The sequence below is a fragment of the Nitrosomonas sp. genome (genome assembly GCF_019635155.1).
Classification (GTDB): Bacteria; Pseudomonadota; Gammaproteobacteria; order Burkholderiales; family Nitrosomonadaceae; genus Nitrosomonas.
The window spans coordinates 39,291-51,424 of the sequence record NZ_JAHBZY010000012.1 but is presented as its reverse complement, the minus strand read 5'-3'; the positions used below and the strand labels follow the sequence as shown (position 1 = coordinate 51,424).

12 protein-coding genes are annotated in these 12,134 nt (G+C 50.4%); 3 read left to right on the top strand and 9 right to left on the bottom strand.

Annotation, left to right across the window (positions count from 1 at the left end; translation table 11 throughout):
• Positions 1-34 precede the first annotated feature (34 nt).
• On the top strand, positions 35-343 hold the full coding sequence (locus KF839_RS09535; protein ID WP_292917608.1) for a cupin domain-containing protein: 309 nt from the start codon (positions 35-37) through the stop codon (positions 341-343).
• A 57-nt stretch (positions 344-400) separates the two neighbouring features.
• Here KF839_RS09535 and rpmE read toward each other — a convergent pair whose 3' ends face one another.
• From rpmE to KF839_RS09490, 9 genes are all read right to left on the bottom strand, one after another.
• Complete coding sequence (gene rpmE / locus KF839_RS09530; protein WP_292917607.1) at positions 401-610, bottom strand: 50S ribosomal protein L31; 210 nt, start codon at positions 608-610, stop codon at positions 401-403.
• A gap of 97 nt (positions 611-707) precedes the next feature.
• Positions 708-1,967: a transcription termination factor Rho gene (rho, locus tag KF839_RS09525; protein ID WP_292917606.1), complete on the bottom strand. Its 1,260-nt coding sequence runs from the start codon at positions 1,965-1,967 to the stop codon at positions 708-710.
• A gap of 143 nt (positions 1,968-2,110) precedes the next feature.
• The gene (gene trxA / locus KF839_RS09520) at positions 2,111-2,437 is read right to left on the bottom strand and encodes a thioredoxin TrxA (RefSeq protein WP_292917605.1); all 327 of its coding nucleotides are present in this window, start codon (positions 2,435-2,437) and stop codon (positions 2,111-2,113) included.
• A 226-nt stretch (positions 2,438-2,663) separates the two neighbouring features.
• Complete coding sequence (locus KF839_RS09515) at positions 2,664-3,719, bottom strand: ABC transporter ATP-binding protein (RefSeq protein WP_292917604.1); 1,056 nt, start codon at positions 3,717-3,719, stop codon at positions 2,664-2,666.
• A gap of 4 nt (positions 3,720-3,723) precedes the next feature.
• Positions 3,724-5,346 (bottom strand): ABC transporter permease, encoded by a 1,623-nt coding sequence (locus tag KF839_RS09510; RefSeq protein WP_416362362.1) that lies wholly within the window; start codon positions 5,344-5,346, stop codon positions 3,724-3,726.
• Positions 5,347-5,426: 80 nt separating this feature from the next.
• Positions 5,427-6,440, bottom strand: a complete 1,014-nt coding sequence (locus KF839_RS09505; protein WP_292917603.1) for a Fe(3+) ABC transporter substrate-binding protein — start codon at positions 6,438-6,440, stop codon at positions 5,427-5,429.
• 77 nt (positions 6,441-6,517) lie between these two features.
• Positions 6,518-7,279, bottom strand: coding sequence for a DUF3750 domain-containing protein (locus KF839_RS09500; protein ID WP_292917602.1), 762 nt, complete (start codon positions 7,277-7,279; stop codon positions 6,518-6,520).
• A gap of 20 nt (positions 7,280-7,299) precedes the next feature.
• The gene (locus KF839_RS09495) at positions 7,300-8,865 is read right to left on the bottom strand and encodes a GTPase family protein (protein ID WP_292917601.1); all 1,566 of its coding nucleotides are present in this window, start codon (positions 8,863-8,865) and stop codon (positions 7,300-7,302) included.
• Positions 8,866-10,095 carry a YcjF family protein gene (locus KF839_RS09490; RefSeq protein WP_292917600.1) on the bottom strand — a complete coding sequence of 410 codons (1,230 nt, stop codon included), beginning with the start codon at positions 10,093-10,095 and terminating at the stop codon, positions 8,866-8,868. It lies immediately after the preceding gene.
• Positions 10,096-10,257: 162 nt separating this feature from the next.
• On the opposite strand from KF839_RS09490, the gene KF839_RS09485 reads away from it, so the two are divergent.
• Both KF839_RS09485 and KF839_RS09480 read left to right on the top strand, forming a co-directional pair.
• A complete protein-coding gene (locus KF839_RS09485; RefSeq protein ID WP_292917599.1) occupies positions 10,258-10,983 on the top strand; it encodes a phage tail protein in 726 nt (241 codons plus the stop codon).
• Positions 10,984-11,089: 106 nt separating this feature from the next.
• Positions 11,090-12,070, top strand: a complete 981-nt coding sequence (locus KF839_RS09480; protein ID WP_292917598.1) for a tetratricopeptide repeat protein — start codon at positions 11,090-11,092, stop codon at positions 12,068-12,070.
• Positions 12,071-12,134: the final 64 nt, after the last annotated feature.

The window sequence follows — 12,134 nt, the reverse complement described above, 5'->3', positions numbered from 1 at the left end:
TGCCTTTTAATTCAGCAATTCGGGTAAATATTTTATGGCACTGCAAAACATTTTTTCAGCGATTCCGAGCGACTTATCCGGTGAAGCTTTTGAGACATTGATCGAAAATGATTCGATCAAAATTGAGCGCATCGTTTCAAAAGGTCAGCAGACGCCTTGGTATGATCAGGCGCAAAACGAGTGGGTTATGATTCTGAAAGGACAAGCTGTATTATCGTTTGACGATCAAACATCGGTACAGCTCAAAGAGGGAGACTTCATCAACATCCCCTCTCATAAAAAACACCGGGTTTCTTGGACAAACCCCGATCAGGAAACAATTTGGCTGGCCATCCATTATTAAACGGGAAGTCAACCTCTGTTTCCGCTGATTTAATTCAGCGGTGATTAAAAATAGAAATTACTTGCGCGCCTGGCCATATTTTTGGCGGAATTTCTCAACCCTGCCGGCTGTATCCACAATTTTCTGTTTTCCAGTATAAAACGGATGACATTGTGAACATACCTCGATACTTAAAGGTTTGTTCATGGTAGAGCGCGTTTTAAACACATTTCCACAACTGCAAGTAACAGTAATCTCTTGATAGTCTGGATGAATTTCTGCTTTCATTTACTACTTCCTCAATGATTAATCCCCAAAAGGGAAGATTAAAAAATCGTGCATTATCCTTTATTGCGGAGACTGGTGCAACTATAGCAATCCAAACTCACACCCGCCGCATGGAGTCAAAGAAATCCGAATTGTTCTTCGTCGCCTTGATCTTATCAAGCAAGAACGACATTGCATCCATATCATCCATCGGATGCAGTAATTTACGCAATACCCATATTTTTTGTAATACCTCGGGGGAAATCAATAACTCTTCACGGCGAGTACCGGAACGGTTGACATTGATCGCCGGATAAATGCGTTTCTCAGCCATGCGCCGGTCAAGATGGATCTCCATATTGCCGGTGCCTTTGAATTCTTCATAAATCACATCGTCCATGCGCGAGCCGGTATCGATTAGCGCAGTAGCGATGATGGTCAGTGAACCGCCTTCTTCAACATTACGGGCCGCACCGAAAAAACGCTTAGGCCGCTGCAAGGCGTTGGCATCGACACCACCGGTTAATACTTTGCCCGAAGCCGGCACTACGGTGTTATAGGCGCGTGCCAAGCGGGTAATCGAATCCAGCAAAATCACCACATCCTTTTTATGCTCAACCAGGCGCTTGGCTTTCTCGATGACCATCTCAGCGACCTGCACATGCCGTGTCGCAGCCTCATCAAACGTCGAAGAAATCACTTCGCCCCTGACAGAGCGAATCATATCGGTCACCTCTTCGGGCCGCTCATCGATCAGCAATACGATCAGGATCACATCCGGATAATTGGCCGCAATGGCATGCGCAATATGCTGCAGCATGACGGTTTTACCGGACTTGGGGCTGGCAACCAGCAAACCGCGCTGACCTTTGCCGATGGGCGCAATCAAATCAATGATCCGGCCGGTAATATTTTCTTCCGCTTTAATATCGCGTTCCAGCAACAACCGTTCATCCGGAAAAAGCGGCGTCAGATTTTCAAAAAGAATTTTCTGTTTGGAATTTTCCGGCGGCTCGTTATTGACTTTATCCACCTTGACCAATGCGAAATAGCGTTCGCCGTCTTTCGGCGGACGAATCTCACCGTCGATCGAATCTCCGGTATGCAAATTAAATCGCCGGATCTGGCTTGGAGAAATATAAATATCATCAGGGCCGGCTAAATAAGAAGTATCCGGGGAACGTAAAAAACCGAAGCCATCCTGGAGCACTTCCAAAGTTCCATGTCCGTAGATATTCTCGCCTTTTTTAGCTTGATTCTTCAGCAACGCGAAAATCAAATCCTGCTTTCGCATTCGATTGGCCCCGTCAATTTCGTTTTCGATGGCCATTTTTACTAATTCGGTGACATGTAAGTTTTTAAGATCAGATAAGCGCATGAAAAAGCTCGTAAAAAAAGGGGGATTTACGTATCAAAAGATAAAAGTACTGGAAGAAAAACTATTACAGACGGGAGAGAATCATTTATGATCGTGGCCTACATCGAGCCCACAAAACTCATTGTTGCGTTCCGTTCAATGAACTAAATATGGCTATCAATAAACGCGGTTAACTGCGATTTAGAGAGTGCTCCCACCTTTGTCGCCTCGATATTACCGTTCTTGAATAACATCAAAGTCGGAATTCCACGAATGCCATATTTGGGTGGCGTCAATTGATTCTCATCTATATTAAGCTTGGCAACCTTCAAGCGTTCACCGTATTCATTCGCAATCTCGTCAAGAATCGGCGCTATCATCTTGCAAGGACCGCACCACTCCGCCCAGTAATCCACTAATACAGGAGTTGTCGATTGCAAAACTTCCACTTCAAAATTCGCATCGGTTACATAATGAATATGCTGACTCATAAAAATCCTCTTTTAAATTATTAGTTTCAGGAATAGCTAACTCAGCCATTATCGCTGAGATGGGTTTACTTGATTGCTTGGAAAAAAGCTATAAAAGAAAGGTATTAACACGAATTGGCAATGCTATAGAAAAATTTGCAAAAAGGGAAGCGATTCCCCTTAAAAATTCAATCTGGTGATCAAATATGCCAAAATTGTCGATATTTCTGACGAAACCGACTGATAATCACAATATCGGCTGCGGAAAAACCACCAGATGATGCGTTTCAAGTCTGATACCGATTTTCTCACCAACTTGATGATTATGATGACTGGGAACCAACGCCAGAATCCATGCGCCTCCGGCAAGACGTAAGGTATACAAAATCTCCGCACCTCGGAATGTCTTGCTGATAATGATTGCCTGTAACGGACTGGCATCATCGTGGATAATATCATCCGGTCTTAACAAGACCTCGACGATATCACCCGCTGCGCAGCGGAACGGAATTTCACCGTCAATCACCCCGAGTTCGATTTCAATTTGCCGTGAATTCCGCACCTTGCCGGTAATAAAGGCTCCTTGACCAATAAAATCAGCGACAAACCGATTGGCCGGACGGTGGTATAAATTAAAAGCCGTATCCCATTGTTGCATTGCGCCGTGGCTCATCACGCCGATCTCATCCGCGATCGCAAACGCTTCGGCTTGGTCATGCGTTACCAAAATTGCGGTTATCTTCTGATGCTTCAGAATTTCACGAACTTCCATGCTCAGGCGTTCACGCAAGCTGACATCCAGATTGGAAAAAGGCTCGTCCAGTAGCAATAACTCCGGCTTGGGCGCTAACGCTCGCGCCAGCGCCACGCGTTGTTGCTGGCCACCCGATAGCTCATGAGGATATTTTTTCGCGACCGTGGCGAGATGAACAACATGCAGCAACTCTTCAACACGCTGTTCGCGTTCGTTTTTGGTTAACTGATGCAGGCCAAAACCGATATTTGCCGCGACATCGAGATGCGGAAACAACGCATAATCTTGAAAAACCATGCCGATTCGCCTGCGTTCCGGCGGCACTAAGACTTTCGGATTACTGACACACACGCCATTCAGCAAAATCTCGCCATCAGAAACCGGTTCAAATCCGGCAATACAGCGCAACGCCGTGGTTTTTCCGCACCCGCTCGGACCCAGCAGGCAACCGATTTGCCCCTGTTGCAAGGTCAGCGACAAATCCTGAATCACAGCCTGCGACCCATAGGCCTGGTGCACATGATTCAACTGCAACAGAACGTTACCCATACGATTACTTTTCAGTTTGGCGCATCAATAAGAAAATCGGTATTAAACCCGCCAATACCAAAGTAACAGCCGGAAAAGCCGCTTGCTCCCACTGGCCTTCGGATGTCATTTCGTAAATACGGACCGCCAGCGTATCCCACCCGAACGGCCGGGTCATCAGCGTGATCGGCATCTCTTTCATGACATCGACAAACACCAGAGCAGCCGCGGTAAAAATACCCGGTTTCAAGATCGGCACGTGTACTTTCTTGATCATAGCCCAACCGTGCACGCTCAGACTCATCGCCGCTTCATCAATGCTCGGTGTTATCCGCTGCATCGCGCTATCTATCGGATAGTGACTGACCGCCATGAAGCGGATGATATAGGCTACCAGCATGGCGATCAGCGTGCCCTGTAAAATCTGACCGGTATCGATCTGAAACCAGTTCAACGCCAATTCACTCAATTGCGCATCCAGCCAGGTTAGCGGCAGATAAACACCGATCGCCAGAACCGCACCGGGTAATGCATAGCCGATGGTAGCAACGCGCACGGCATTTCTTGTCGCAGCGTTCGGATAGCGCCGCGCCGCGTAGACCATGGCAGTCACCAGTGTACAAATCAACAATGCCGCCATGCCGGACAACGACAGCGAGCGCCACAGAAAATCCAGATAGCGGGAAAAATCATAATCATGCGTCAACGAATCGACCGCCCAATAGCTTAACTGCAAGACTGGTAACAAAAAAGCCAAGAACAGCACGCTGAACATAAACCCACTCACCAATCCTCCGCGCCATCCGCTGAGCGTGATGCGTTGCCCGCGCGCGCTTCGTTTGGATTCTGCATAACGCATGCGTGAACGAAATTGCTGCTCCAGCACAATCACCACAAAGACGATAATAATCAACAGAGAAGCAAGTTGCGAAGCTGCTTGCAAGGAAAACATGCTAAACCATGCTTTGTAAATAGCCGTGGTGAAAGTATTGTAATTAAACACCGCCACCGTGCCAAAATCCGCCAGTGTTTCCATTAACACCAGCATCAAACCACCGGCTATCCAAGGGCGCGCCATCGGCAACGCCACTTTGAAAAAGCCTTGTATTTTGTTTAAACCCAGAGATTGCGCGACTTCCAACGAACGCTTGCCCTGACTTAAAAAAGCATTTTTTGCCAGCAAATAGACATAGGGATAAAAAGCCAATGTCATCACCAGGATCACACCCGCTCTACCGCGGATATCCGGAAACCACGACAAATCCGAATCCAACCATGCGCGCAACGCCGTTTGCACCGGCCCGGTAAAATCAAACAAACCCAATGCGACGAAGGCTGTCACGTAGGCCGGCATTGCCATTGGTAACAACAATGCCCAAGCGAAGAATCGCCGCCCGGGAAATTCATAAACCGAAATAAACCAAGCCAAACCGATACCAATCACCGCGGTACCGCTGATCACACCTGCGGCGAGCCAAAAGGTGTTGACCAGTAAATCGGGTAGCGTGGTTTCAAGCAGATGCCGCCAGATATCACCGGCAGGCGCCAGCAATGACGACACAACCACAGCAACCGGCGCCAAAACCAACGCGGCTGCAATAAAAGGCACCAAGCGCCAAAAAGTTAAAAAACGATAGCGAGGAGACAGTGCGGCCAGCTTCTCACCGGAAAAAACATTATGATTGAACACGCTACAACTGGCTGATAACGCGGTGAATTGCCGATTGTTTAGCGATAACCTGCGCGATCCATCAGTTTTACGGCAGTTGTTTGCAATTCACCCGCTTTCGCCAGATTCATCGGATTCTGCTTAAATTCGCCCCATGATGCAACAAACGGATCCGCTGCAATCCTTGGATTGACCGGATATTCCATGTTCACATCAGCAAAAAGATTTTGCGCTTTGTCCGACGATAAAAATTCCAGCAGCTTAATCGCAGCAGCTTCGTTACGGCCGTAACGCGTCACACCGGCACCGGAAATGTTGACATGCACACCACCGTTATTCTGATTAGGCCAGAAAACCGCCAGCGGTAACTTGGGATCCTTACTCATCAACCGGCCAAAGTAATAGGTATTGACGATCGTGACATCGCATTTACCGGCGGCCACGAATTCCAAAGCGCGCGTGTCGTCGGATAAAGGATCGGTTGCCAGATTCGCCACCCAGCCTTTTACAATTTCTTCAGTCTTGGCTTCGCCGTGTTCGGCAATCATCATCGCAACCAGCGATTGGTTATAGACTTTTTTAGACGTGCGCAAACATAAGCGCTTGCGCCATTTCGGATTCGCCAAATCTTCGTAAGTCGATAACTCCTCAGGTTTCACTTTCTTGGTGTTATAAATCAAAGTCCGCGCCCGGATCGACAAGCCGAACCATTCGTTAGCGGGATCACGCAAATGCGCCGGAATATTGCTCTCCAGCACATCCGATTTAACCGGTTTCAACAGTCCCGCCTGCGCTGCCGCCCAAAGATTACCGGCATCGGCGGTAATCAACATATCAGCCGGCGTATTTTTCCCCTCAGCTTCGAGCCGAGCCAGCAATGCGCCTTCATTATCAGTCGTATATTTGACTTTAATGCCGGTTTCCTTGGTAAAAGCATCGAACATCGGTTTAATCAACTGCTCGATACGCGCGGAATAAACGACCACTTCCTCCGCATGAGCCGAATGAATAGCAACGAGTGTAAACAGAGAAAAAAACGCAGCCAAGAAACGGCATTTAATAGAACGGGACATGAGAAGCTTCCAAGCAAAAAATGTTGAGATACCGGATTAACCTACGAACGGTACTATAGTACGAATAAGAATAATTATCAATTATCCGTTACCGGCTGAAACCAGGTATTGAAATTCTTGCGCCCGATCAGCGGCAACTTCACTGCCAACGGATCCCAGTCGACGCCGAAAGACAGACCAAGAAAATTAAACTCGATACCTTCGACTTCACTGATCAATATCCCCATCAAACCAAATAAGGAAATTTGGAAACCGCTGCCGCTGGGCGCTTGCCCGAAAATCCGGTAGCCGAGGTAATCTTTGCCGATCGCCGTCGGCGGCAAATCCAACCGTAATTCCGGCACCGCGCGGGAAACCCAGGCGGTAAAGGTATTGGAGTTCGGCCCCGGCCAGATCGTATAATTCTTTGCATAAGGATAGTGACGCGCGGCTTCGTCAATTTTCGCAATCAACGCATCCACCCCTTCACCCCGCTTCTCCAACAATATTTCCGGTATATTGCCGTACCAGCGGCGGTCCGGTACGTTGTCATAAATCACCAGAACCGGCAATTTGCGGCGTTGCATCCAGCCGATGACTTCATAAATCGTGTACGACGGCGCTGCAGTGGGTTTCACCGCAATCCAGGTATGAATCCCAAAATAGCCGCGCCAGCTAAATGCACGCGCGCCGTAAACCTGTATGATCGCTTCCGGCGTTGTGGCCGGATCCGGCGCAATGCCGGCCGGTTCGCGGCTGGCATTCCACCAATATTGCGCCTGCGCTTGATGCGGCGTCGCGGCAATCAGCACTAATCCTAATGCCAGTAGTATAGAAAAAAAGATAACGATCCGTTTCATTCAATTATTGTTGAACTGTTTTACAGTCCGGTATGCTTCCCCAATATCTCCGGTAAATTGCGCAAAAACCGGCCGGCATCCAGCATCTGCCGCCGCAGCAGTTCCCAGTCCTCGGCGCGTTTCCTGGCATCCATGCAACGCATCATGCGCACCCGCAGGGCTTCATTCTGATGATTCAGGATCGCCGCCCACAAGGTGTCGTCGACATTATAAACTTTACCTTTCAATAAACAGACCGGGATCACCTTTTCAACCGGCACTGCCAGATCACCGGCGATCGCCTGCACTGCCGCTTTGATATTCAATGCCTTAGTATTTTCCGGTTGCGTCAAATCATACGGCGGCTGCCATTCATTCACCGGACGCAAGCGGTCGATAAAACTGGCGGCAACCAGCAGTGGCGGTGAATGCCGGTCGGTCCACGCCGCTTGCGCGGATCGCAATTGATCCAGACACTCGCGTTCGCTCTGCCGGTCCGGACGATTGGCCGCGCTGACCCATAAGATCAAGTCGGCGTTCTTTGCAGCCGCCAGCATTTTCGCCTGATCGAATCCGGCGCTATCGCATCCCGGACTATCGAAAATCAGAGCCTGGGTGAATCCCTCGCGCGTCAGCACAGACGGTTTAAAGGTCTGCTTGCCGTCCGGTAATTGCTCGGTAGTGGCTGCTAGATTGCCAAACAACGCGTTGATCAGGCTCGATTTGCCCGCATTCGTTCTGCCGAGCACCAAAATCCGCAACGGTTCCGCCGCCGCTGCGGCCGTTTCCTGAGCCGCTTCTTGAGCCTGTTCCAAATCCGTTTTGGATTCCGGCGTGGTCGATTCCATCAATGCTTCATCCGTCAACGTCAAGCGGCCGCTATACAAATCGACTGCGTAATAACCGACCTTGCACACATATGCCCGCAATAGCCAGCGATGCAGCTCATCCCTGGCTTGATCGAAACTGCGCTCGCGCATATGCCGCCACGCCTCACCCAGCAACGCATTGAGCGGATTGATGAGCATACTGCCGGCGCGATAGATGTCGACAATTCGCTCCGCTTTCGCCTTCCAGCGTTGAATCCGGAAAAAATCACCGATGGTCAGGCGCGTGCTGAACGGTATTTTCTCGGCGAAATCGCGGCGCAGATCACGGCTCGCGCGCTCGATGATCAATAAGGTATGCGGGAACGTCAGTTCCAACAGCGGTTTTTCGACATCCGGGTGATAGCAATGCGCGACCGTCTCCAAAGTCTTCTGTCCCAATGCCAGCATCCAAGTACCGTCTTCGAGTGGCCAATCCTGCGGATCACAAGTCTCGGCGAGCGCCTCCACCCGCTGCCATACCGCATCCGCACTCGGCGGCCACTGCGGATTCGGCTCCGTCACGGGTGCGTTCAGCAGTTGCCGCTGTTGCCGCACCAACCACTGCTGTAAGCCATAGCCCAAACCACCGCATAGTACCAAGGCAATCAGCCAATATTGCAGGTTGCCGCTTTGCCACAACCAGAAAAAGCCAAAACCGAATAAAACCAGCACCGGCAACAGCATCAAAACGAATACCAGCAACCATAATGCATTGATTCGCGCGAGCGCCGGCTTCATCTAGACTTGTTCCCGTAACCGGCTTTTCAGCACGGCAGCGCCACGTTTCAGTTCCTCGGCATAAATATGGCGCAAGGTATCGGCATCGACGTTCAAGCCATCTTTACGCCGCTCGAAAAAATAAATCGCGATTTTACCCAATGCATAGGTGGTCGCACCGCTGGAGCTCGCGCCCCACACCGCGCCTGCCGTTTGCCCCCAAAATGGAATCACCTTGATCACCGCCCGGCTGAGCCATCGCGCCACATAACCGGAAGCGATCCCGGCGCCCGCCAGACCGAGAAACTCGGTAACCGTGCTGCGATCCCAGCGCTGCCCATAGAGCGAAGCCAGGCTATGCAATAATTTCGCCTGCACCGCTGATACCGCGACCAAATCGACCACCGGCAAAGCACCCAGGCCAGCCGCCGCCAATGCAAAACCGACGATATGCGAATGCGCGGTACGCGCGTATAAATCCTGCACATCCTGATCACCGCCCAATTGGTGCTGCAAACCGAGCGATGTCATCGACTCGATCGCTTGCCATAAGGCTTCCAAACCGTAATCCGGCGGCTCGAAACCATCCTCTGGCAAGGTCAGATCGACCGCCACCCAGTTCACGGTGCCGAAACCCGGCAGCGGCTTCAAGATTGCGCGTTGCGCCTGGATCGCACGGCGCAAATCCAGCGGTATCGTTTCCGGCAGCGGTTCAGAACCGTAAGGCCATGGCTGCAGATGTTCACAACCATCCGGATAAAGATCGTGCAGACCGGTTTGCACCAGCAACACCGGCCATTCCGGCTGACGCTTACGGATCGCATGCAGCACGTCGAATATCACAGCTTGATCGAAATCCGCCACCTTCATTACCGCCACCAGCAAATGCGCCTGTGCTTCGCAATATTGCATATCGTCGCCCGGATCGTACGACACCACGCCCAAACCCGGCGTATCGAGAAATTTAACAATGGGCGTTTCCGCAGGAAAATCATAAAACCGTGAACTGCGCGTGCACGGCTGAAAACCGTTGCCGATCTCGGCGGTTTCGCTACCGGTCAATGCGCGAATGATCGAAGTCTTGCCCGATTGGGTTTTACCCAACAACCATATCACCGGCACCGGCATCTTCGCGCGCGCATCGCGCAGCGAAGCTTCCAGCAACGTCGGATCGACTTTGGGTTCGAGCAATGCCGTCCTGAGCTGCTCCCAGTACCCCGTCCAGTTTTTCACATCGCTCAGTTTTATCATTCTGTCATCTTACCATCAGTACACCGTGGATTTATGAATAGAAGGCATAAAGCATCTTATTCCAACGCTATGAATAGATGGGCGGACTGCTACGATAGTAGTCAGTAAAGGAAGGCTACACGAAAAATCAATCACTTCATTTGAGTACAAAGGAAATTATTTATGCGATGCACAAAAAAAGCACAGAACATTTTATCGGTTACCGCTGCTCTGGCACTCTGGACTGCAGCACCGGACAGTGTCACCGCCGGCGCGGATCCGTTTATAGGGGAAATAAGCTACGTAGCATTTAATTTTGCACCGGAAGGATGGTTTCAATGTAACGGGCAAACGCTACCCGTTAATCAGTATGCCGCTCTCTTTTCCTTGATCGGCACTACATACGGCGGAGATGGCGTGACTAACTTCAAATTGCCTGACATGCGCGGAAGAGTACCTGTTCATCAAGGACAACATCCGGGCGGTTCAGTCTTCACCATGGGACAAAGCAGCGGCTCGGAAAACATGACCCTGACCATTAATAATATGCCTGTCCATAATCACTCCGCGACAGCCGTATCGGTATCGACCTCTACCGTTGCACCGGGCGCCACCGCCACGTCGACACTAAAGGCGGTCAATAGTGACGCCGATAAAAAAACCGCGGAAGGCAATTCATTGGCCAATGCAAAAGGGTTAAACAGCGCGTATTCCGCTGCTGCACCCAATGTCAGCATGAGCCCGGCTTCCATCGAAACAACCCTCAACGGTGTGAATGTAAATACCGCGACAACCACCACGGTCACGGTGGGTAATGCCGGAGGATCCCAGCCATTTTCAATCATGCAACCCTACACCACGGTTAACTGCATCATTGCATGGCAAGGCATCTTTCCGTCACGACCTTAAACTGCGGGGATATTTTAAACATGAAATACGGAAGCGCCGGATTAACGGGCAATCGGTGAATACACGCATCATTGACGGTCACTCCGCGTGATTCCTATCAACAAAGATGAGAAGAGCGTTACTGATATTTTTATCTGCTGTACTGTTGTCCGAAAGCAGCCCGGGCAGCGCAAATACGCAACCGAATAACAACCAGGTTATCAAGGATGCGCAAGTAGCGCTGGCAGCCGGGGAATACGAAAAAGCCTTTGCCGGATATGATAGCGCCGTCAGGAATGATCAAAATACGCTGGCGCAATTTTCCCTGGGTCTTTTTCATCAGAATGGTTGGGGACGGCCCATCGACAAGATGATTGCCTGCCAATGGTTTGAAAAAGCCGCGCAAGGCGGCATTCCTGCTGCGCAACATTTGACCGGAATTTGCTATGAGGAAGGCACGCACCGCCCGGCCGATCCAACCGCGGCAGCCAGTTGGTTCCAAAAAGCGGGGCAAGCAGGACATTTTCATTCCTACTGCCATCTCGGCAATCTGCTAATGACCGGTAAGGGCATTCCCAAAGACCCTATAAAAGCACTCGAACTTTGCCGCCCCGCCGCACAGCAAGGTTCGATTCCGGCACAGCTATGGCTGGGAAAGTTTTATCTGCAAGGCGATCCATCCATTCGGGATAAACAGGAAGCTTATCGCTGGTTTACAGCCGCCGCGGAAAAACAAGTCCCTGAGGGCTTCTATTATTTAGGTATGCTCATGCAACAAGAGCCGCCGAATGAACAGACGGCGGAAAAAACCCGGCAAATGTTTGAGCAGGCCGCTGCGTTACATTATGTGCCAGCCTATTTTCAAGCGGGCAAACATTTCTTCGCGGCAGAACCCGATCCGGAAACCAACCGACTCCCGGCAGAACACCTGGCCAAAGCATATTTGTGGCTATCCACGGCAATACAACGATCCGAAGATGCTGAAGAAATTCTTGCCGCCCGATCAATTCGGCAGCAAATACTCGCCATTATGCCGGAAACCTGGTTAGTCGAACTCGACCAGAAAATTGCACAGCATCTACAGCGAAAGCAAGCGGAAAACCGCTGATGAAATCCGGTCACAGCAGCAAAACGATTTTCCCGGCAGCGGTTACGCTTACGTGAAGTATTTC

Bases quoted from the DNA above. Each gene is read 5' to 3' on its own strand.
- KF839_RS09535 (WP_292917608.1), top strand. From the start codon at position 35: ATGGCACTGCAAAACATTTTTTCAGCGATTCCGAGCGACTTATCCGGT.
- rpmE (WP_292917607.1), bottom strand. From the start codon at position 610: ATGAAAGCAGAAATTCATCCAGACTATCAAGAGATTACTGTTACTTGC.
- rho (WP_292917606.1), bottom strand. From the start codon at position 1,967: ATGCGCTTATCTGATCTTAAAAACTTACATGTCACCGAATTAGTAAAA.
- trxA (WP_292917605.1), bottom strand. From the start codon at position 2,437: ATGAGTCAGCATATTCATTATGTAACCGATGCGAATTTTGAAGTGGAA.
- KF839_RS09515 (WP_292917604.1), bottom strand. From the start codon at position 3,719: ATGGGTAACGTTCTGTTGCAGTTGAATCATGTGCACCAGGCCTATGGG.
- KF839_RS09505 (WP_292917603.1), bottom strand. From the start codon at position 6,440: ATGTCCCGTTCTATTAAATGCCGTTTCTTGGCTGCGTTTTTTTCTCTG.
- KF839_RS09500 (WP_292917602.1), bottom strand. From the start codon at position 7,279: ATGAAACGGATCGTTATCTTTTTTTCTATACTACTGGCATTAGGATTA.
- KF839_RS09495 (WP_292917601.1), bottom strand. From the start codon at position 8,865: ATGAAGCCGGCGCTCGCGCGAATCAATGCATTATGGTTGCTGGTATTC.
- KF839_RS09490 (WP_292917600.1), bottom strand. From the start codon at position 10,095: ATGATAAAACTGAGCGATGTGAAAAACTGGACGGGGTACTGGGAGCAG.
- KF839_RS09485 (WP_292917599.1), top strand. From the start codon at position 10,258: ATGCGATGCACAAAAAAAGCACAGAACATTTTATCGGTTACCGCTGCT.
- KF839_RS09480 (WP_292917598.1), top strand. From the start codon at position 11,090: ATGAGAAGAGCGTTACTGATATTTTTATCTGCTGTACTGTTGTCCGAA.